Below are 21,083 nucleotides of genomic sequence, written 5' to 3'. Positions count from 1 at the left end.
GGGGCGCGGAGGGTTCTCAGCCTCGTCGGCCGACGCCGTGTCCTGTTGGAACTTCATTGTTTCCTCTCAGGCAGGGTGGGTGAGGGCGTGCCGAGGCCGTCAGCGGGCGAGCCCGGCGAAGGCCCGGTCGAGGTCCTCGGTCTGGCTCTGCGCGCCCTCGAGCCCCACGGAGAGCCGGATCAGGCCGGGCCACGGAGCGGAGGCCGGGTCGTCGGTGAGGCGCGACGGTGACGTCACGAGGCTCTCGTAGCCGCCCCAGCTCGGGCCGATCCGAAAGACGCTCAGGGCGTCGATGAACCGGGTGATCCGCGCGAAGGTGCCCTCCCGCAGTTCGAAGCTGAGGAGTCCGGAGAAGCCGCTGAACTGGGAGGTGATCACGTCCTCGTCCGGGCTGTGGTCGGCGTACGGGTGGTGGACGGCGACGACCTCGGGGTGCGCGCGCAGATGGTCGATGACGCTCAGCGCGTTGCGCTGGTGCTGCTCCATCCGCAGCGGGAGGGTCCGCAGTCCGCGGAGGACGAGGGATGCCTCCATCGCGGACATGACGGCACCGAACAGCTGGTGCCCCTGATAGAAGAGCTCGCGGACCAGGTCACGGGAGCCGATCACCGCACCGCCGAGGACGTCGCTGTGTCCGCCGACGTACTTGGTCAGGGAGTGGACGACGAGGTCGACGCCGGCCGCGAGCGGCTTCTGGAAGAGCGGCGTGGACCAGGTGTTGTCCATGACGGTGCGGATGCCGCGGCGTCGCGCGACCGCGGTCAGCGCCGGGACGTCCACGACCTTCATCAGCATGGTTCCCGGGCTCTCGACGTAGATGAGCGCCGTGTTCTCCCGGAGGTGCTGCTCGACGTCGGCGGCCGGGTCGGTGAGGATCGTGTGCTCGACCCCGAAGCGCTTCAGGTGCCGGGCGAGTTCGGTCGTCGGGCCGTAGACGGTGTTGACGAAGAGCACGTGGTCGCCGCTGCGGAGCAGACCGGCGAAGACGGCGCTGATCGCACCCATGCCGGAGGCGAAGCATTTCGCGGCCTCGCCGCCCTCGAGCAGCGCGAGACGCTCCTCGAGGAAGGCAACCGTCGGGTTGGTTCCCCGGCTGTAGACGAAGTTCTCGTGCTCGGCTGCCTGCTGCCGTACGAACTCCTCGAAGGACGGCTTGGTGAAGAGGCTCGTCTGGTAGATCGGGGGCGCCACGGCGCCGGGTTCAGCCCCTGGCCCGTCCCATGCGCCCATACAGATCTGCTGGTCGGTGTTGTTCACCTGCGCCCTCCGTCGCGATGTGCGTGCGGACGGCGGCGGTCGTCCGCACGCCGCCGAACGGAGGGAAGCTTGTAATATAAGCTGCTACGTAGTCAACACTTCCGGGCGAACCAACACGCTCGGCATCGGCCCGTACGCGCCGCGCAAGCCGCTGAGTAAGCTCTCCGGTCAAGGCCAATTCGACTAAGGAGCGAACACCTTGGGAGACACGGCGAAGGGAGCGTCCGCGCCGCAGACGGCGCAGCGGCGCAGCGCGATGCGCGCCCAGCCGCGTTCGCTGACCACGCAGGTCGCGGAGTTCATCGAGGAACTGTGCGTGGGCCCGGACGTCGCACCGGGTGACCAGCTCCCTCCGGAAGGCGAGCTCGCGGCACGGTTCGGGGTGAGCCGGGTGGTCCTCAGGGAGGCGATGAAGACCCTTGAGGCACGCGGCCTGGTGCAGCGCCGCCAGGGCAAGCCGGCCGTCGTCGCCTCACCGAACGCCCTGCCGGTGGAGGAGTTCGTCGCGCTCGCGTTCCTGCGCGACAAGCGCGCCCTCATGGAGTTCACCGAAATCCGCAAGGCCCTCGAGGTGCACGGCGCCCGACTCGCCGCGCAGCGCATCGCGGGCCCGGAGAAGGCCGAGACCCTGCCGCACATCGCCCGCGCCCGTGAGGCGATCGCCGAGCAGCGCGCCAACCCGCTCGACATGCCCACCCGAATACGCACGGACGTCGCCTTCCACCAGGCGCTGGTGGCGGCCTCGGGCAACGTCAGCCTGACCCAGATCCTGGACGCCCTGGAGCGCTCACTCGCCAAGAGCCGCGAGGAGAGCCACCGGCGCTACCTCGCCACCGGGGCCGATCCGGCGGGCTCGGCCACCGAGCACGAGGAACTGCTCGAAGCCGTGCTGACCGGTGATCCGGCGCAAGCGGTCGCGGCGATGGAGCACCACCTCCACGTCACGCTGCAGGAGATCGAGAGCCGCCCCGAGGGGGACGAGGCCGAGTAGCCCGTCCGTCGCGGTGCCCCGGCTCGGGACTGCCGCTGCGTGCCAAGCGGGCGGAAGCCGGTAGCCGGTAGCCGAACACTGCCCGACCCCCATGAGCGAAAGCCCAAGATTGTCTCTTATGCCGGAAACCCTGCTAGTGAGTAAAACCAGGTACTCCCCGATGTAAAACCGCAGGTACGCTCCTGTGCTCCCCGCCTACGCGGGGGTGGTCCCACCATCAGCGCCTCCTACCAGCCCAGCCAGGGGTGCTCCCCGCCTACGCGGGGGTGGTCCCTACGGGCCGCTGGTGAAGGCCCCGCCGGCCGGGTGCTCCCCGCCTACGCGGGGGTGGTCCCGGGGTGCACCTCTCGACCGTCCTGGAGCACCTGTGCTCCCCGCCTACGCGGGGGTGGTCCCCCTAGATCCAGGACGGGTACGCCAGTGACGATGTGCTCCCCGCCTACGCGGGGGTGGTCCCGGCCGCGGGTCGCTGCTGCTGCCGGTGTGGCCGTGCTCCCCGCCTACGCGGGGGTGGTCCCACCATGACCGAACGCCTCACCGCAGCGGTCGAGTGCTCCCCGCCTACGCGGGGGTGGTCCCGGGCGTGCGGGGGTGGTCCGCATGAGGCAGTCGTATTCCACTGACCGGACACGTGCTCCTCGCGCCTGCGGGGGTGGTCCCGGGCGTGGGAGAGCCCTCAGTGCCTGTCGGCGGTGCTCCCCGCGCCTGCGGGGGTGGTCCCGTTCGAGACAGCTCGCACACGAAACGATCAAGGTGCTCCCCGCGCCTGCGGGGGTGGTCCCGAGCAGTGGGCGTAGGCCGGTCGTGTCCGGCGGTGCTCCCCGCGCCTGCGGGGGTGGTCCCGGGCCCCCGGCACTACGCCGGGGGGCCGTTCTGTGCTCCCCGCGCCTGCGGGGGTGGTCCCGTGCTGGATGTTGTTCATCGGTCCCTCTCCAAGTGCTCCCCGCGCCTGCGGGGGTGGTCCCATGATCAACGACCAGGCGGCGGGGCTCGGTGGGTGCTCCCCGCACCCGCGGGGGTGGTCCCGCGATCGGCTACCTGGCGGACTGGCAGGCCCGGTGCTCCCCGCACCCGCGGGGGTGGTCCCCGCCGCGAGGCACTCAAGCTCAGCACCATGGCGTGCCTCCCCGCACCCGCGGGGGTGGTCCCGGGGAGGCAGACCCCGGCCCCGCACTCCACAGAGTGCTCCCCGCACTTGCGGGGGTGGTCCCGCCAGCTTCTTGCCCAGCTCGGACAGCTTGGGGTGCTCCCCGCACCCGCGGGGGTGATCCCTCGACCTGGATGCCGTCACGGCGGACGGTGATGTGCTCCCCGCACCCGCCGGGGTGGTCCCAACCGGCGCCGCCGGTGGGGAGCGCCGACCTCGTGCTCCCCGCACCCGCGGGGGTGGTCCCCCACCGCACCCAACCGAAGGGACACACGTGAAGTGCTCCTCGCACCCGCGGGGGTGGTCCCCGCTAACGGCCAGCTCAGACCACGGATTGCCCGGTGCTCCCCGCACCCGCGGGGGTGGTCCCGCCTCCCCGGAGTGCGCGCCGTACTTCATGGTGTGCTCCCCGCACCCGCGGGGTGGTGCCACTACTTCGCCGCCCGGCACACCAAGCCGCAGGGACTCGCGGGCGCCACGTTCACCGAGCCCGACCCGGCGCGCGCCGTGCACAGACCTTCTACGAACCCCGCGTCCCCAAGCACGTCGAACTCGCCGCATAACCCCAGCAACCCCGAACCACCCCAAACCCCACAGGGATGCCTTGACGAAAGACATAGAGGCACCCCCCCGCTTCGCCGACCAGCAGACCGCCCCGCTGTCCGCCGCGTAGCGACCTGGGCAGCACGCACCGCCGCACCCCGGGGACGACAAGCACCCGGACCGTGCGGGCACCAGAACTACGTGGCCGAGCGGAAGCTTGACCACGCACCGGAGGAATCCACCCCGAGCGCGTAAGGAAGCCCCGCCCGTCCGCAACGGGTGGAACGACGGACGGACGGGGCGGTATGGAGGCTGTCAGCCCGCGGTTACACCCAGGTGAGGCGTTGCCCGTCGGGGCCGACGTGCAGCCGCATCCGGTCGGCAGGCGGGCGCCCGTCCGCCTGCCACTGCGTGACACGCTCGGTGATCTCGTCCCACAGACACGCCGTGCCGCCCTGCCGAACCACCCACCGGCCGCCGTCTTGAAAGACGACCGCCCACGCCTCGGCGTCCACGTCGATCACGACGTGTTCCGTCCGGCCGTCACGTTCCAGTGTGAGCCGCTGCGCGCGCGGCGCGGCGAACTGCGCGACGAACCGGGCGGTCCAGTCGTCGAGCACATCCGCGCCCAACTCCGCGGGGACCGCGTCGCCTTCGCTGAGGTTCGGCAGGATGCCCAACGGAGGCGGCAGGTGTGGGCGGGCCAGCATGAACGAGACCTGTCCGCCGAGAACCGGGCCGCTGGCCGTGCCGTCATCGGCGACTGTGAGCCGTACGAGTTCGGATGCGTGCATCCATCCACCGACCGTGACCAGGATCTCCCCGCCGGGCCGGGTCTGCGCGAGCCAGTCAGCCGGCACCGTGTGCACGCCGCACGTGGCGATCACGCGGTCATACGGGCTGCCCTCCTCGTAGCCCGCCAGCCCGTCACCGACCACACGGGCAGGCCAGTACCCGGAGCCCGCGAGCGCGATCCCGGCACGGGCGGACACCTCCGCGTCGACCTCGACCGTGGTCACGTTGTCCTCGCCGACGACACGGCACAGCAGCGCCGTTGAGTAGCCCGTACCCGTGCCGATCTCCAGAACGCGCGTCCCCTCGGTCGCCCGCAGGTCTTCGAGCATCCGCACGACCAGACTCGGCAGGGTGGACGACGACGAGGGGGCCGCCGCGATTCGCCCCTCGACCTGGTCGGCGAAGACGCCCCCGGCCACCTGTGTCACGAGGGTGTCGTCCTCGTAGATCCGCGCGAGTCCTTCCGCGGAGTCTCCGGCCGCGGGCCTGTACCAGCCGCCGTCTTCGTACTCGAACCAGCCGCGCGAGAGGAACGCCTCGCGGCGCACCGCCATGACGGCCGCCTCCCATTCCGAGCTGTGCAGGGCGCCAGCCTTGGACAGGCGCCGCGCGAGGTCGGCCCGAAGGTGTTTCGACGGCAGGGGGTCACTCATACTGACTCGCTCCGTTCTCCAACAGGTCTGCGATTGCGTGTGTGATCGGCAGCCCGGCCGCGTCTTCCAGCCACGCCCATTGGCCGTTGGGATTGCACTCCAGAAACCACCATCCGCCGTCCGCGGTCACGGCGAAGTCGAAGGCGCCGAAGTTCAGCCCGAAGGCTGCGAGGAACCGCACCAGCGCCCCACGTATCCCGTCCGGGCAGGCGACCGGCTCATAGATGAGGCTCTGGTACTCGGCTCTCCAGTCCACGAGCCCCGGCGGCGCGGTGATCCGGGCGTTGAACACCTGCTCGCCGACGACGACCGCGCGCACGTCCGCCACCTTGGGCACCTGCGCTTGGAACAGGTGCGCACTGTGGCTCACCGCGCCGTCGACCTCGCCCGCCTCGACCGGGGCGGTCCAGATGCCGGCGGGCTCGCCCTCGACCTCATACGCCCCCGCGTGCAACGGCTTGTAGATGGTCGGCTGTGCCGCGCAGAACGCCTTGGCCTCCATCGGATCGTTCGTGATCAGCGTGGCCGGGACAGTGAGACCGGCCCGGAGCGCTGCGGACAACTGCGCGGGCTTGTACTCCGCCCGCGCGATGGCCTGCGGGTGGCTCAGGTACAAACACCCCGGCAGCGCGCCCAGCACGCCACCCAAGCCGCGCCGGTTCTCCTGCGCGGCGAACCGGGCCGCCTGCTCACCGCTACCCGTCGGGTACGGACTCGGCCGACGGTGGTACAGGGCGCGTACGGCGGACAGGTCGGCCGTACGCGCCCCGACCGTCAGCCGCCCGCCCCATCCGCCCGCCCCGACGCGCGCGGCGAGCACCACGGGCGCCGGGAAGTCGCGTCCCGGGTCGAACCGGATGACGGGCACCCGGCGCCGGTTGAGTTCCGCGATGACCAGATCAGCGGTTGCGTCCTCGAACTCCGTGCAGACCAACACCGGGCGTCCGTCCATGGCGCTACCCCCTAGTCCTGTGTCGCGTCATGGCCGGAGTCGCTGTCCACCTTGCCGTCCTTGCCGACCTGCGTGGGCGGGTAGGTGTTCACGCTCGTACCGTGCTTGCCGAGTTCGGCGGGCGTCATCGCTCCGTCCGCCCCGACCCATCGGCCGGTCTGCGTGACCGGGTCGATGCCCGCGTACCGCCAGGGCGAGGGAGAACCGTTGCGCAGCGGAGCCATACGGCACAGTCCCCATGGGGCCGGTGCGGTGGTCTCCGTACCTGCGAGGCTCGTTTCCAAGTCTCCTCCTTGGTCACTTCGTACGGTGGTGCCGGGCCCGCCCCGGTCGGCGCTCGACCTGTCCAAAGGTTGCGGGCGAATGATCCAACCGGGGCGGGGGTGGGTTCCGCTCCCCTGCCGGGGGTTGGTGTGGGAGAACCAGTTGACAGGTCATCCCGGGCAGGGGACGGAGTCTTCACAGGCAGAGCTGTCGGCTGCAGTGCCGGCAGTAGGTCTTGCCGTCTCGCTTCTCGGTCTGCTGGTGCTCACACGTCTTGGTCTTGTCTTGGTCACCGCACCGCCCCTGCGGGCAGGCCGCGGCGTACAGGTCGCTGCCCCGCGGGACGCCCGGTGACGGCCGCCGGAACCGTCCGCCCCGAGCGGAGCGCGGCGGTAAGCGCGCGAGCCGTCGCCACGTTGCAGCGCCCCAAGTCGATCAACGCGAGCGGATCAGGCTCGGCGCAGGAAGCGGCGTCGAGCCCGAGGGAGGGCAGTTGCACCCCCACCGCCGCGAGCGCGTCACGCAGTTCGTCGCGCGCCCGCCCAGCATCTCTGCCTCTGTCCGAGGCCGTCTGCTGCCTGCCTGCCGTCGTCATGCCTGCCACTCCGTACGCCGTTGGTCGTTCGTCCCTCATGTGGGGCGGGTACTTACGTTGTGTACTCCCAGCATCACCAGCGCGACGTACTCTCAACAGGTCGGGAGGCTTTCCAAAGCGCTTGGAAAGAAGGGGAGTTGAACAGATGACCGAACCACCACCCGAACTGAACGGTGAGCCCGCGAATGGCCTTGAGTGGTTCGGACGTGAGGTGGAAGCGGCGCTGGCCCACAAGGGAGCCAACCAGCGGGAGCTAGCCGACTTCGCGGGTTACAAAGAGCCGTACGTGTCCAAGGTCAAGAACGGCAAGGCACTGCCGTCGATGCATTTCGCCGAAGGGTGTGACCGGTTCTTCAACACTTCCGGCTACTTCGCTCGGTTGCTGGTCCGGGTGAGCGAGCGCGGGCACCCTGGTTGGTTCGTGCCGTACATCAACTTGGAGAAGCAGGCCGGCCGGGTCGAGGACTACTCCAACGCTCTGATCATGGGCATGTTGCAGACTCCGGCCTACGCGGAAGCCACGTTCCGGGCCACGCACCCGCGCGAGGCTGACGACCAGATCAAGGCCAGGGTTGAAGCCCGGTTGGCCCGTCGAGAGGTCATGGGGCGCGACGCCCCGCCCCTGCTGTGGGTGATCTTGCACGAATCGGCGCTACGAACAGAGGTAGGCAGCCGAGCCGTCATGGCTGGCCAACTCCGCCACCTCGCCTCAGACGCAGCAAACCCCCACGTCACACTCCAAGTTCTTCGCTTCAACGCAGGTGCCCCTGCGTCGTCCCTACCGTTTACCCTGCTTGCACCAGACGACGGGGCAACAGTCCTGTACTCGGAGAGCAGGGGGCAGGGCCACGTGACGGACTCCGCTACGGCGGTAGACGACGCGCGCACGACGTATGAGCGTCTGCGGGCTTCCGCTCGCGACCCCGAAGAGTCCTCGGCTCTGATTCGAGAAATCGCGGAGGAGTACGCCAGATGAGCAGCACGCACGGCCCCCGACCCCTGCGGTGGGTCAAGAGCACGTACAGCGGTGGCGAAGGTGGCCAGTGCATCGAGTGGGCGCCGGAGCACGCGGTGGCCACTGGTGAGTTCCTGGTCCGTGACAGCAAGGCCGCGAGCGGCCCGCACCTGGCCCTGACCCGCGAGGGGTTCGCCAGTCTCGTGGCGTTCGCCAAGCGCCACGGGTGACCCCCATCCCCACCGGCCCCGAGTGACCGGCCTTCGCCACACGGACGGGTGCCGATGTCGTGTCAGCACGGGGCAACACACGGCGTTTTCCTCAACCCCCCTCGGCCCGCGTACGGGACGTTCTGTGGGCCGAGGTCCGTCAGTACTCGGGAAAGGGACGCGCTCTGCTGGCCTACCAGACCAACAACGAGCAGGGCTTCACATTCGAGAGCCACGACCACGCCTGGCACCCCATCGACCACGAGGGCCTAACCCTGATCCACCGCCCAGACCCCACCCGCCCCCGCCCCGAAGCACACACACCCCAAAGCCCACGCCAGGGCTGGAGCAAAGCCGCCAAACGCCGACGCTTCGGAAACCGATAGCCGTGAACCCCGATACAAGCCTCGCGACCGGCCATTTCGAAGTGCCCTTTATGTCGGAATCTCTACTAGTGAAGGAAAACAGACACTTCCCAATCTAAAGCCGCTGGTCAGCTCCTGTGCTCCCCGCACCCGCGGGGGTGGTCCCGGTCCCGACCGCCACCCTCTACCGGTGGCAGAGTGCTCCCCGCACCCGCGGGGGTGGTCCCAGGCAGCCGCGTGGCTGTGGTTCCAGCACAAGGTGCTCCCCGCACCCGCGGGGGTGGTCCCCACGGCCTGGTCCCGGAGCAGATGGGCACCGCGTGCTCCCGCACCTGCGGGGGTGGTCCCCGGATGGACGAGCGAGTCCACCAAGCGCATGTGTGCTCCCCGCGCCTGCGGGGATGGTTCCGGCTCGGCTCCCAGGAACCGCTCGTGATGAAGTGCTTCCCGCGCCTGTGGGGGCGGCTCCGTTGCTCACGTCGGGGGGAGGAGCTCGACGTAGCCGTCGGTTCCGTTCAGGCGGATGCGTTGTCCGTCCCGGATCAGTCGCGTGGCGTGTTCCACTCCGACGACGGCTGGCAGGCCGTACTCCCGGGCGACGACGGCGCCGTGGGTCATCAGGCCGCCGACCTCCGTCACCACGCCCGTGACCGCGACGAACAGGGGGGACCAGCTGGGGTCCGTGTGGGCCGTGACCAGGATGTCGCCCGGTTCGAGGTCGGCGACCGTCACGTCCAGGACGACGCGGGCCCGCCCTTCGACGGTCCCGGCGGAGACCGGCAGGCCGACCAGCGCGTCGGCCGGCAGGCCGGAGCGTCGGTAGGTTCCGGTGAGTGCCTCGCCGTCCGAGGTGAGCACCCTCGGCGGCGTGAGCGCTCGGTAGGAGCGGTACGCGTCCTTGCGCCGGCGGATGAGTTCGTCGTCGGCCCGGTGCGTGCACACGACGTCGTGCAGCTCCTGGAACCGCAGGTAGAAGACGTCCTCCCTCTCCCGCAGCACGCCGGCGTGCACGAGGCGCTCGGCTTCGCCGAGCAGGGCCTGCTTGTAGACGAAGTAGCGGCTGACCATGCCGTACTTCGGATATTCGCGGTAGCCGACGAACGTGCGGAGGCGGTCGATCATCCGCTTGGTCTCCTCGGCCTTCCGCTCCCCGTCCGGCAGGGCACGCAGCCGCTCCAGAAGTTCCTCCTCCTTCCGGCGCGCCTCCTGCCGTCCCTGCTTGAAGCGTTGCTCGCCGACGCCCGGTTCGAGGTTCCTGACGTGGGAGAGGATCATCGGCAGCAGTGTGGTGGGGTGTTCGCTCCAGCGCGGCCTGGTGATGTCGATCTCGCCGACGCAGCGCATGCCGTACGCATCGAGGTAGGCCGTGATGGCGTCGTGCGCCTCCCGTCCGCCGTCGAGGCCGGCCAGTTCGCCGAGGAAGTCCTCGTCCTCGACGTCGCGCAGGAAGGCGACGACTTCCGGGTGCGGGCGGATCACGTCCGCGACGTCGAGCAGGGCGAGGCCCATCTCCGAGGTGACGTTGTGGGGGGCGGACTGCGCGAGCGTGTCGGCCGGGTTCTTCTCGCCCAGCCACTCCCGCAGTTGCTCGTTGAGCCACCACGTCGCTTCCGTCCCCGCCGTGATCACCTGCATGCTGCGCGGGTCGAACAGGATCCGTTTCAGCTCCTGGATGTCCGCCAGGATGAAATCGAACAGTGCGCTGCCGGACTTCGTGCTGATGTCGCGTTTCAGCGCGGCGACGGAAGCCCGGTTGTGCCCGATCAGTTCGGTGACGAGGGCCGGGTCGGTCTCGATCGGTTCCGGCGCGCTGCCGGGGGCCGGCTCGCCGGGCCCCTCGTCCGGGACGGGCCGGACGAGGTCGCCGCGTTCCAGGACGGTCTCCAGTGCGTCCCGGATCAGCGGGTCGGACGTGCCGAGCGCCTGGAGGATGCCCTCGCGGCTCGCCGGTGACGCCAACTGCGGGGTGACGTCGACGAACAGCCTGCCGCCGGCCTCGCACATCGGCCGGGGCGTCGTCAGCTGCCACAGGGAGAGGCCCAGGGGCCGCATGGCGTCGGTCATCATCTGCTGGTGGCCGACGGAGACGTAGACGTGGTCGGCCCCGTCACCGACTTCGGGGACGGGGAACAGCGTGGTGATCGGCCGGCTCTGCACGATCTGGAACTCGTCGTCGGCCAGGCACCACTCGATGTCCTGCGGGCAGCCGAAGTGCGCTTCGATGCGGCGGCCCAGCCGTGCGAGCCGCAGCACCTGCGCGTCCGTCAACGCCGGTTGCCCCTGCCGCTCCGGCTCGATCGGCTGCTGCTGTGTTCCGCCGCCCGGCGCGGCGTGCAGGGCGCGCTGTTTGGTGGTGATCTCCCTGGCGACGACGTCGCCGTCGCGCACCCGGTGGACGTCCGGGTTCACCAGGCCGGAGACCAGGGTCTCACCGAGGCCGAAGCCGGCCTCCACGCAGGTGACCTTCCGGTCGGACGTCACGGGGTCGGCGGTGAAGAGCACGCCGGCCGCCTGCGGAAGGACCATCTGCTGCACGACCACGGCCATGTGGACTTTCCGCTGGTCGAAGCCGTTGCGCAGGCGGTAGGTCACGGCCCGTTCGGTGAACAGCGAGGCCCAGCACAGGCCGACGTGCCGCAGGATCGCCGCCGGGCCGACGACGTTCAGGTAGGTGTCCTGCTGGCCCGCGAAGGAGGCCGTCGGCAGGTCCTCCGCCGTCGCGCTCGACCGGACGGCGTACGCGGTCTGTTCGCCGGACGGGTCGAGCGCGCGGCTGATCGCCGCCGCGACGTCGTCGGGGAGGGTGAGCCCTTCGACGGTCCGTCGGACCTCCGCGCTGCGGGTACGGATCGCCTCCCGGTCGTCCGGGTCCAAGCGCGACAGCTCGTCCAGCCGGTCGTCGATCGACGGCGCGTCCGCCATGGCCCGCCGGAAGGCGTCCGTCGTCACGCAGAACCCGGTCGGCACGCGCACGCCGTCCAGCCGCGACAGCTCTCCCAGGTGCGCCCCCTTGCCGCCGACGACTGCGACCCGCGTCCGGTCGATCTCCCGGAGATCCAGCACGTAGCTGTCCATCCGTTCCCCCATCTCTTCGGCCCGATCGGGCCTCTCTCGCCCCGGGCATTCATCTGCAAACCAAGGCGTACTGCGCGAATCTGCTATTTCCGCAGTTTCCGGCGCCGGTCGGCCATTCTGCGGCACCACCGGGGCCTTGCCGCAAGCCCCCCAGTGCGCTATACGTTGAGAGTGGCAAGGAGCGGGTGCTCTCCTTGCCTTTTGTCGTTCACCAGGCTTTTTCCTGTTGCGGCGCACTCCCGCACGTCGGCGCCCGGCCGCCGACAGTCGGCTCACGGCAGTCGACCGTCACCTGTCGGCAGTCGGCAGCCAAGGTCAGCGGGATGGGGCTTGTTGCTGTCGGACAGCTCCTGGCCGGGGCGAGACCCTTCGGGCAACCGGGAGCCGGTCGCCCGAAGGGCTTGGGGTCAGCGAGAGCGGGCGGGCTGGCGCACCGTCATCGACGGGTCTGCGCCCAGACCACCAGCAGGCCCACGAAAGCCGTCCCCGCCCCGTAGCACGCGCCCCGGAGAAACTGATCGGCGGCGATGCGCCGGCGACGTGAGAGCCACCGCGTGCCGGCGCGCGCCACCCGACCGCAGCGCGCCCCGGCGGCGGACAGCCGTGGTCCGACGCCTCCCCATCGGCCAACGGAGATCGTTCTCTCCGTGGAGCACCCTGGCCGGACTCGCCGTACTTTCATGCTGTTGCACCTGCTTCCTTCGGGTTGCGGTTCTCTCCGGGAGGCCGGACGTTCTCGTGCGGCCTCCTCCGCCTGAGCGACTGCGGGTGGGTGTGTCGAGCGGACACGCCCCGCTCGGGAGCGGGGAAGCGAGGTCACCTGCCGGAGTGGGCCGGCACCGGATGAACAGCCTGCGCGGGCCGGAGCGGCTGGAACGAGACCCGGCCCCCGGCGTCGAGGCGGGCGCCGTGTACCGCGGGTTCGGGCAGGCTGTTGTAGTGGAACGGGGTGGAGAAGTAGTAGGCACCCGTGTCCGGGACGACGACGATGTCACCGACTTCGAGGAGTGGCAGCGCACGGTTCTGTGCCAGCAGGTCACCGGCGAAGCAGCACGGCCCGGCGATGTCCTGGGGGACGGACGGAGTGCGTTTGGCACAGCCGCGGGGGTCATGGGCTTCGATCCGCAACGGCCACGCGTCGGGGGCGAACACGGTGCGCGCGGCGACCTGTGCGCCGGCGTGGGTGATCGCGACAGGACGGCCACCGACTGTCTTCGTGTACTCGACGTACGCGGCGGTGAACCCGTTCTTGGCCAGGATCGAACGCCCGAATTCGGTGACGATCTCGTAATCGCCGGAGAACAGAGCGGGCGCGTGCTCGCGCAGGTGGGCGACGTAGGTGTCGAAGCCGGGAGTGGTCTCGTCGCTCTCGAAATTGACCGGCAGCCCTCCCCCGATGTCGATGCCGGTCACCTGTCGCTTGCCGAGGCGGTCGTTGATCTCCTCGGCGAACGCCACCGCCTTCGCGATGCCCCGGGCGATGAGGTCCAGTGAGCACCCCTGCGAGCCGACGTGCGTGTGAATCCAGGTGAGCCAGGGGCGGTCCCGGTACGCCCGGATCAGTCGCCGGCGGTTGCCTTCGTCCTCCAGGGGCACGCCGAACTTCGAGGTCTCCGTGGCGGTGCTCATCGCGCTGATCGAGCCGGCGCCGACCTGCGGGTTGACGCGCACGCCGAACCGCGAGTCGGAAGGGTGGGCCGCCAGGATCTCGTCCAGCCTCGACAACTCCTGGAAACTGTCCGCGTTCACCGCAACCCCCAGGCTCAGTGCCTGGACCAGTTCAGCTCGCGTCTTGGCCGGGGAGTCGAAAACGATCCGTGCGGGTTCGAAGCCCGCGTCCAGCGCCTGGGCGAGCTCGCCGGCACTCGCCACCTCGCAACCCATGCCGCTCAGGCGCAGTTCCTCGAGTACGGGAACCAGGCAGTTCGCCTTGGCCGCGAACGCGTGCAGGACGCGGAGCGAGTCGGGAAAGGCGTTCCGCAGGGACGTGACGGTTCCGTCGACCCCGTCGAGGTCGACGAACCCCGCCAGTACGGCTGTCTCAGGTTCCAGGAGCCCCTGTCGCACGGCTGCTCGCAGGATCCGTTCGCGTCGGTCGGCCTGAACAGAACCACTCATCGGGCACCTTCCCTTAAGCCGAGGTCTGGGCCGCCCGCACATGCTGCCGGGCGGATCACCAGAATCCCGTCAGGGCGGTGCGGCTGTCTTCGGCGCGAGTTCCGGTGTTACGCCCCGCGGTTCTCGCTGTGAAGCAACCCGCGGCACGTGGCACCGCCACCGTCGTGCGCGGGCACGACGCAGCCGTCCGCTTTTCGTGGCGAGGTCCAAGCCCTCACGTCTCCGGGTCGCCGTTCTCGAGCAGGCGCATCTGCACCTGGGCGAGGAGTCGGGCGTCTCGGCTGCGAAGGTCGAGCCCGGACACCTCAGTGATGCGGTTGATCCGGTGCCTCAGACTGTTCGCGTGCACACCCACCGCCCGGGCGGTGGACGGGACATGACCGAAGTGGTCGAGGTACGCCCGCAGGGTCTCCACCATGGTGCCCCCGCCGTTCGCGGCGTCGAACGCCACCAGGCGTGCCACCGGAGTGTCCGGGGCCAAGGGTGTTCCCGTCAGCGCGTCCAAGATCTGGTTCAGAGCGATCGTCTCGGCCACCTCGCTCGCGAAGGCGACGGCACGGTGCTCGCCCGCCGAGCGCAGGGCCCTCAGCGCCAGGTCGGCCGACCGACGGGACTCGGGCAGGTCTGCCAAGGTCCCGACGACCGTGCCCAGGCCGATTCTCGTCCCGGCTCCCAGCACGTCGGCCACCTCCCGGACCAATGACTTCCCCAGGTGGGAGACCTGTTCGACGGCCCGTTGCCTGTCCTGACTCAGCGCGCCCAGCAGGATCAGTGCCCCTTGGTCGACCGGCAGCACCACCGACTTGAGACCGTTCGCACCACTACGCACTGTCAGAAGGGAGCACAGCCTCCCGGATTCGACGCGCTGCCCGGCGACCCCGGGGCGTACCGCCAGGACAGCGCAGTGTCCATGCGCCGGAATGCCGGTGTGCTGGGTCAGCGTGGCGGCGGATCCCCGCCCGTCGAGCAGCGCACGGACCGCTTCCTCTGCCAGCCGAGCGTGGGTCCGGTAGGACCGGTGGTGAACCAGGTGTGCGGCTGCCACCCGTGCTGCCGACCGCAGGGTGTCGGAGGCGTGGGGAGCGAGGCCACTGCCCGTGGCCGCCACCCAGATCGACCCCAGGATCTCTCCTCCTGCCTTGACGGCCACCACCAGGCGTTCGGGGTTCTCCCCGTGCGCCGGCCGGTGAATGACATCCTCCACGCCCCACAACGCTCGGAAGAACCCGGCCTCCCGCATGGCGGCGACTCGCCACTCCGGCACCCGACGGTGGAGGATCGTCAGTCGGCGCAACTCGTCCACCTCCTCCTTCGTGGAGGAGTACGCCAGGACCCGGGACTCCACGTCCTCAATCGTCACCGCACCGCCGACCAGCACCGCCACCGCGTCGGCCAGCTCGTTCAGGTCGCCCGCCGGCGAAGACGCCATGGTTGGATCGGCCGGAGCCCCGGACAGGACCAGCCCTGCCCGCAGCGCGCCGACCAACTCCGTCCAGCCGCACCACGCCGTGCGGAGGAGTACCGCAGTACCGGCGCCGTCGGCGGCCGCATGCAGCGCTTCGGGGGGTCGCCCCGATCGGCCCTGTCCGAAGACCACCGCGGCCGCTCCGGAATCGGCGGCTCCGCGTACGACGTCGACGGCGGCGGCCGACTGCGGATCGACACCCACTGCCAGGAGCATCTGCCCCCGCGGCAGTTCGGGCTCCAGCAAGTCCAGCACCGCCACCCCCTCGACCACGACCCGCAGGCCGCGGGGAGCAACGCACAGCTCCATCGCGCCGGCCCCCATGACCGCGAGCAGCTTCTCCAGCGTCACCCCCGAGGCGGCGACGTCCCCCCGCTCGGGTAACCCGTTCAGCGCCATCCGGCCCCCTACGTCAGCGCATCGTGACGGTGAGTTTAGGAGCTGTCACGGGGCGAGGCGAGCCCGTGTGCGTCGGGGCCACGCCTCTTCCCGCGAGGCCGTCGGCCACGGGAGCGAGGGGCGGTCTGCTCAGCCCTGCCTGCCGGCGGGTTGCTCTGTTGCGGCTCGCTCACTCCCGCACTTCGGCGCCCGGGCGACGCCGGAGCCGTCACCCGGGCCGTCAACGCCCCGCCGTCCCCCGGGCGTCGACTCGGCGGGGCGTCGCTGCGCGGTGGTCACTTCCCCGCGGGAACCGGTGCCTCCTGAGGGAGGCGGGGATCGGGGGCGGCTTTCGGGTAGCCGAGTCGGCCGCGGGTGGCGACGAGCAGGACGAGGGCGGCGACGAGCGAGCTGATGAGGAACGCGTACGTCACGTGCTCGACGGGGGACGTCGGGAACATGTCCGACCAGGCGACGGTGAAGAAGTTGTTGACGCTGGTGTGCAGCAGCATGACCAGCGGCATGCTCTCGCCGGACCGGTTGAACACCCAGGTCATCACGAAGCTGAAGGCGACCGTCGTCACCACGAACGCCACCACCCGCGTGGCGTCCACCTCCGGCCAGCCGCCCCACTCGGTCAGGAACAGCGGGAGGTGCCAGACGCCCCAGAGAACGCCGACGGCGAACGTCGCGGGCACAGGACCGTACCGGCGCTGGGCGCGGGGCATGGCGAACTCGCGCCAGCCGGGCTCCTCGGCGAGCCCGGTCGTGATCATCTGGATCAGCAGGGCGGGCAGGTACGCGGCGAGCAGCACGGCGGACGGCAGTGCGGGGGCCCGGCCGCCGAGCACCACCGAGGTGAGGGTGAGGGCGGCGGGCACCGAGAGCAGCACGAGGGCGTACCAGCGCCAGTTGACGCGGAACCTGGTCATCCGGCGGCACCAGGTCCGCAGGCCCCGGCGGCCGTCGATGGCCCAGGTGAGCAGGACGGCCGACCCGATGGGGCCGAGGTAGGCGCCGGGCAGGACGCCCAGCAACTGGGAGGCGCCGCCGGTCGCGGGAAAGGTGAAGTGCCAGAGTCCCAGGCCGTTCTCGGAGAGCACGTACGGCGTCCAGGCCAGCCAGCTCGCCAGGAAGGTCAGTGAGAAGAACCAGGTGAGCGGGCGGCGGCGGAAGCTGGCCCGCAGGGTGCCGGAGCGGTCGCCGGGGCCTTGGTCGACGGGTGGGGCTGGGGTGTCGGCGGGGGTCGTGATGTGCACTGCGGTGTCCCTTCGGACCGGGCTGATGTGGTGTGTTCGAGCACATCAGCGCCGGGTCCGCGGGTCATTGCCGTGCGCGCCCCGACCGCACGTACAGCAGGCTGTACCACCCCGGTCGCCTCGCCCCCCTCAGCTGCACCCGTCGGCCCAACGGCTACGCGCGCCGCCGGGCGTCCTCCAGGTAGTGGAGGACGGCGGCCACCCTGCGGTCCACCTGGTCGGCCGGTGAGAGATCGAGCTTGGCGAAGATGCTGCGGATGTGTTTGTGGACGGCGCCGTCCGTGACGACGAGCCGCTGGGCGATGGCGCTGTTGCCCAGTCCTTCCGCCATCAGCCCGAGCACGTCCCGCTCGCGCGGGCTGAGGCGGGCGAGACGGGTGTCCTGGCGGGAGCGGCTGAACAGCTGGGCGACGACCTCGGGGTCGATGGCGGTGCCGCCGGAGGCCACCCGGTACAGCGCGTCGAGGAACTCCTCCACCCTGCCCACCCGCTCCTTGAGCAGATAGCCGAGGCCGCCGACGCCGCCGGTGAGCAGTTCCGTGGCGAAGCTCTGCTCCACGTGCGCGGACAGCACGAGCACCGCCAACTCCGGGTGCCGCCGCCGGGCTTCGACGGCCGCGCGGATGCCCTCGTCCGTGTGGGTGGGCGGCATCCGCACGTCGAGGATGGCGATGTCCGGTTCGTGGGCGTCGATGGCGTCGAGCGCCTCTTCGGCGTCGCCGGCCGTGGCCACCACGTCCAGGGACTCCGCGCGCAGCAGCAGGGCGACGCCCTCGCGCAGCAGCGGGTCGTCCTCGGCCATCACGATCCGCAGGTCACGATCCACAGGGAAGGTCCACTTCGAGCGTTGTCGGGCCGCCGGGCGGGCTGGTCAGGCGGAGCGTACCGTCGTGGGCCGCCACCCGTCGGCGGATGCCGGTGAGCCCGGAGCCGCCCTCCTCGTCCGCGCCGCCGCGGCCGTCGTCGGTGACGGTGAGGAGCAGGCGGCGGCCGTGCGACCTGACCGAGACGGTGGCCTGCCGGGCGGCACTGTGCTTGGTGATGTTGGTGAGTGCCTCGGCCACCACGAAGTAGGCGGTCGCCTCGACGGACGCGGCGCACCGCGCGGGCACGTCGACGTCGATCCGGCACGAGACGGCGCAGTCCGCGGCCAGCCCGGAGAGCGCTCCGGCGAGGCCCCGGTCGTGCAGGACGGGCGGCAGGATGCTGCGGGAGACTCCGCGCAGCTCGGCGCGGGCCTGTTCCGCGGCGAGCTGGGCGCGTTCGAGGACGTCGTCGGCGCGGGACGGGTCGCGGGCCACCTGGCGGCGGGCGGCACCGAGCAGGACGGTCACCGAGAGCAGCCGGTTCTGGGCCCCGTCGTGGAGGGCGCGCTCGATCCGGCGCAGTTCGGTGGCGTGGGCGTCCAGGGCGGCGGCGCGGGTGGCGGTGAGTTCCGCGACGCGCAGCGACAGGTCGGTGTCCGGGCCGGCCGCGAGGAGACGGCGTCCGGGCCCGGCCTGGAGGCGTGCCATGCCGGGGGTGAGCCCGAGGATCAGGGCGGTCCAGCCCACGCCCAGCAGCGCCACGGCGATGGCTTCCGGCCAGCTGCGCGCGGTGCCGAACCCGAGGGACGTGGCCGTGAGCTCCGGGGGGAACAGCCGCCAGTACAGCGGGAAGGCCGTGTCACGCACGGCGAGGATCGGCATCCAGACGCCGGCCAGGCCCAGGAGCAGCCCCGCGGTGGAGTGCCGGAGCAGCCAGCGCGCCTCACGTCGGGTGGTGGGGTCGGTGAGCGCGGCACGCACGCGCGTCGGCGGCGGTTCGGGGGCGGGGATCTCCGGTCCCCAGCGGGTGAGCCGGTCCCGTTCCCGTCCGGCCAGGGCGTGCAGGGCGCGCAACGCGAGCGGCGCCACGAGCAGGCCCGCGCCGATCGGTGCGGACACCGCGGTGAGAACGAGCAGGAGCAGGACACCCAGCGCCAGGACCGCAGTGCCGAGCCCGCCGGCGAGCTGGGCGAGCGCTGTCCCGGCGGCCCGCAGCGCCCGGACGGCGGTGTCCCTGAGTTCGCCGGTCACGGTGGCCCGCTGTGTCGTCATCCGTCCTCCACGGTCGCCGACGACCCTATGCCCGGAGGGGCGACGAGGCCGCGCCTGCGGCCCGCTGCCCCCGCGTCCCCGGTCCGCTGCCCCCGCGTTCCCGGGCCGGCGGCGCTGGTGTGTGGCCGCCGTTCAGGAGCCGGGGGTGCAGCCTGCTGTACCTCCGACCGGGCGGCGGGCGGGATCGTCCGGTGCTCTCCCGGCCCATAGCGTCGACATCGTCCACCCGCAGCGGCATCCGTCGGAGGAGATCCCATGGCACACACCGGCCCGCACCCCTCGTCCACGTCCACCACGTCCACCACGTCCACCACGTCCACCACGCCGACCGTCCCGCCCGCCGGGGGCGGCGGCCCGGGTGAGGGCGCCCGCAGGAGTGTCGTCCGCGTGCTGCTGTGGACGGTGGTGACCGTCAGCACGCTCGTGAACGTGGCGGCCTCGGTCAGCGGCGCGGGCCTCGGCGTGCACCTGGCCTGCGGCATCGTCACCTCGGTCGGTGCGGTCGCTCTGGTCCTGCACGGTCTGCGCGGACGCCGGCGGTGAGTGCGCCGCGCCCTCCCCGGCGTCCGGCCGGGGTCCGCGCGGTGAGGCGGCACGCGGATCCGGGGCCGCGCGGGCACCGTGGACGTCGGGAGCGCGTGAAGAGGCGCACACTGGGGCCATGGCACTCCCCAGAACGCACCACTGCTCGGCATGCTCGGACGACGCTTCCCCGGAGGCGGTCCTGCACGAGGACCTCGTTGTCGGAGCGCCGCTGTCCATGGACGACCTCACCGAGCAGCAGCGCCTGGATCGGTTCGCCCTCAAGTACGCCCACGACGGCTGCCAGGTCAGAGAGGTCCGACGGGTGCCCCACGAGACCGGGAGCGGCTACGCCTGGTCCGTCCGCTTCGTCGAGGGCCTCTGACCGTCGCGACCGTTGCAGGCGCCTGACCACCGCAGGCGCCTGACCGTCCCGTCGCGCCCTCACCGTCGGGGGCTCCCGGCCCTCGGCCCGCGGCCCTCGGCGCTTCGTGGGGCGCGGCGCTCCTCGTGCCGTCAGGGCTTGGCGTGGCGGCGGCGCTCCGGACGTACCGGCACGGGGGCCGCCTCACCCGCCTGGTGCAGCACGTCCACCCGGTCCGGCGCCGGCTTCGCCGAGGCGCCGCGGGCTCGCAGGAGCTCGACGACGATCGGCAGCACGGACAGCAGCACGATGCCGATGAGAATGGCCTCGATGTGCCGGTGGACGAACTCGACCTGACCGAGGGCGGCCCCCAGGGCGGTGACGCCGACACCCCACAGGAGGGCGCCGACGATGTTGAAGATGAGAAAGGTGCGGTAGTTCATACGGCTCACGCCGGCGATGATCGGGGTGAACGTCCGCACGATCGGCACGAAGCGCGCCAGGACGAGGGACTTCGGGCCGTGCTTCTCGAAGAACTCGTGCGCCTTGTGCACGTTCTCCTGCTTGAAGAACCGCGAGTCCGGACGGTTGAACAGGGCGGGCCCGACTTTCCGTCCGAACAGGTAGCCCACCTGGTCTCCGAGAATCGCCGCGACCGCCACCAGCGTGAGCACCAGCCACAGAGGCGTGTCCAGGACACCGGTGGTCACCAGCAGACCGGTGGTGAACAGCAGCGAGTCGCCGGGCAGGAAGAACCCGATGAGCAGGCCGGACTCGGCGAAGACGATGACAAGAACCCCGATCAGACCGAATTTGTCGATCAGGAAGTCCGGGTCCAGCCAGGCAGGCCCCAGGGCAAGAGTGTTCAGCGCCGTATGCATTTTTGTCCCCGAGCTCCTGTGCTCCGGTGGGCCCGACCGGCCCGGAGGATGTCGAGCCAAAGCTACCAACAGTCCGGCATGCGCGTATCGGCGATCTCCCCCGCCCTGGTCCGCGCTCAGGACGTGGCGGTGTGCGGGCCGCCGCGGCGATGCGCCGGTTCCGGTCCGGGCGGGTGACGCTGCCGGGGCGGCGGCGGTCGGGGCGGGCGTGTCGGCG

Annotated in this window: 16 protein-coding genes, 1 pseudogene and 1 CRISPR repeat array; of the genes and pseudogenes, 6 read left to right on the top strand and 11 right to left on the bottom strand. The window is 71.0% G+C overall.

The window, feature by feature from the left end:
* Positions 1 to 99: 99 nt before the first annotated feature.
* The gene (locus ACYVE9_RS02315) at positions 100 to 1,257 is read right to left on the bottom strand and encodes a trans-sulfuration enzyme family protein (protein WP_461025987.1); all 1,158 of its coding nucleotides are present in this window, start codon (positions 1,255 to 1,257) and stop codon (positions 100 to 102) included.
* A 199-nt stretch (positions 1,258 to 1,456) separates the two neighbouring features.
* Between ACYVE9_RS02315 and ACYVE9_RS02310 the strand changes: the two genes are divergently transcribed.
* Positions 1,457 to 2,248, top strand: coding sequence for a FadR/GntR family transcriptional regulator (locus ACYVE9_RS02310; RefSeq protein WP_461025986.1), 792 nt, complete (start codon positions 1,457 to 1,459; stop codon positions 2,246 to 2,248).
* A 1,181-nt stretch (positions 2,249 to 3,429) separates the two neighbouring features.
* Positions 3,430 to 3,765: direct repeats of the CRISPR family, unit length 29 nt.
* Positions 3,766 to 4,264: 499 nt separating this feature from the next.
* Here the strand turns inward: ACYVE9_RS02310 and tgmC are convergent.
* The 3 genes from tgmC to tgmA are packed head-to-tail and all read right to left on the bottom strand — an operon-like array spanning position 4,265 to position 6,622.
* Complete coding sequence (tgmC, locus tag ACYVE9_RS02305) at positions 4,265 to 5,386, bottom strand: ATP-grasp peptide maturase system methyltransferase (protein ID WP_461025985.1); 1,122 nt, start codon at positions 5,384 to 5,386, stop codon at positions 4,265 to 4,267.
* Positions 5,379 to 6,338: an ATP-grasp ribosomal peptide maturase gene (tgmB, locus tag ACYVE9_RS02300; RefSeq protein WP_461025984.1), complete on the bottom strand. Its 960-nt coding sequence runs from the start codon at positions 6,336 to 6,338 to the stop codon at positions 5,379 to 5,381. The genes tgmC and tgmB overlap by 8 nt, the downstream gene beginning before the upstream one ends.
* An 11-nt stretch (positions 6,339 to 6,349) precedes the next feature.
* Entirely contained in the window at positions 6,350 to 6,622 is a 273-nt protein-coding gene (tgmA, locus tag ACYVE9_RS02295; RefSeq protein WP_461025983.1) for a putative ATP-grasp-modified RiPP, read from the bottom strand.
* 720 nt (positions 6,623 to 7,342) lie between these two features.
* Between tgmA and ACYVE9_RS02290 the strand changes: the two genes are divergently transcribed.
* From ACYVE9_RS02290 to ACYVE9_RS02280, 3 genes and pseudogenes are all read left to right on the top strand, one after another.
* Complete coding sequence (locus ACYVE9_RS02290; RefSeq protein WP_461025982.1) at positions 7,343 to 8,173, top strand: helix-turn-helix domain-containing protein; 831 nt, start codon at positions 7,343 to 7,345, stop codon at positions 8,171 to 8,173.
* Positions 8,170 to 8,382: a DUF397 domain-containing protein gene (locus ACYVE9_RS02285; RefSeq protein WP_461025981.1), complete on the top strand. Its 213-nt coding sequence runs from the start codon at positions 8,170 to 8,172 to the stop codon at positions 8,380 to 8,382. The genes ACYVE9_RS02290 and ACYVE9_RS02285 overlap by 4 nt, the downstream gene beginning before the upstream one ends.
* A 98-nt stretch (positions 8,383 to 8,480) precedes the next feature.
* Positions 8,481 to 8,747 (top strand): annotated as a pseudogene (locus ACYVE9_RS02280) (type I-E CRISPR-associated endoribonuclease Cas2); the annotation flags it as partial.
* Between the two features lie 453 nt (positions 8,748 to 9,200).
* Here ACYVE9_RS02280 and rph read toward each other — a convergent pair.
* The 6 genes from rph to ACYVE9_RS02250 form a co-directional block, all read right to left on the bottom strand.
* A complete protein-coding gene (gene rph, locus ACYVE9_RS02275; protein WP_461025980.1) occupies positions 9,201 to 11,801 on the bottom strand; it encodes a rifamycin-inactivating phosphotransferase in 2,601 nt (866 codons plus the stop codon).
* Positions 11,802 to 12,617: 816 nt separating this feature from the next.
* Positions 12,618 to 13,919, bottom strand: a complete 1,302-nt coding sequence (locus tag ACYVE9_RS02270) for a type III PLP-dependent enzyme domain-containing protein (protein WP_461025979.1) — start codon at positions 13,917 to 13,919, stop codon at positions 12,618 to 12,620.
* A 214-nt stretch (positions 13,920 to 14,133) separates the two neighbouring features.
* Positions 14,134 to 15,783 (bottom strand): helix-turn-helix domain-containing protein, encoded by a 1,650-nt coding sequence (locus ACYVE9_RS02265; protein ID WP_461025978.1) that lies wholly within the window; start codon positions 15,781 to 15,783, stop codon positions 14,134 to 14,136.
* A gap of 275 nt (positions 15,784 to 16,058) precedes the next feature.
* Positions 16,059 to 17,021 carry a CPBP family intramembrane glutamic endopeptidase gene (locus ACYVE9_RS02260; protein ID WP_461025977.1) on the bottom strand — a complete coding sequence of 321 codons (963 nt, stop codon included), beginning with the start codon at positions 17,019 to 17,021 and terminating at the stop codon, positions 16,059 to 16,061.
* A gap of 154 nt (positions 17,022 to 17,175) precedes the next feature.
* Positions 17,176 to 17,835 (bottom strand): response regulator transcription factor, encoded by a 660-nt coding sequence (locus ACYVE9_RS02255; RefSeq protein WP_461025995.1) that lies wholly within the window; start codon positions 17,833 to 17,835, stop codon positions 17,176 to 17,178.
* A 1-nt stretch (position 17,836) separates the two neighbouring features.
* Positions 17,837 to 19,099 (bottom strand): sensor histidine kinase, encoded by a 1,263-nt coding sequence (locus ACYVE9_RS02250; protein ID WP_461025976.1) that lies wholly within the window; start codon positions 19,097 to 19,099, stop codon positions 17,837 to 17,839.
* Between the two features lie 255 nt (positions 19,100 to 19,354).
* On the opposite strand from ACYVE9_RS02250, the gene ACYVE9_RS02245 reads away from it, so the two are divergent.
* Together ACYVE9_RS02245 and ACYVE9_RS02240 are read left to right on the top strand one after the other, a co-directional pair.
* Complete coding sequence (locus ACYVE9_RS02245) at positions 19,355 to 19,642, top strand: hypothetical protein (RefSeq protein ID WP_461025975.1); 288 nt, start codon at positions 19,355 to 19,357, stop codon at positions 19,640 to 19,642.
* Positions 19,643 to 19,760: 118 nt separating this feature from the next.
* Complete coding sequence (locus ACYVE9_RS02240; RefSeq protein ID WP_461025974.1) at positions 19,761 to 20,006, top strand: hypothetical protein; 246 nt, start codon at positions 19,761 to 19,763, stop codon at positions 20,004 to 20,006.
* A 131-nt stretch (positions 20,007 to 20,137) separates the two neighbouring features.
* On the opposite strand, the gene ACYVE9_RS02235 is transcribed toward ACYVE9_RS02240, so the two are convergent.
* A complete protein-coding gene (locus ACYVE9_RS02235) occupies positions 20,138 to 20,854 on the bottom strand; it encodes a DedA family protein (protein ID WP_461025994.1) in 717 nt (238 codons plus the stop codon).
* Between the last annotated feature and the right edge of the window lie 229 nt (positions 20,855 to 21,083).

It is taken from the genome of Streptomyces sparsus (assembly GCF_054776295.1).
The sequence above is the reverse complement of the archived record's forward strand: the minus strand, read 5'-3'. Positions and strand labels throughout refer to the sequence as shown.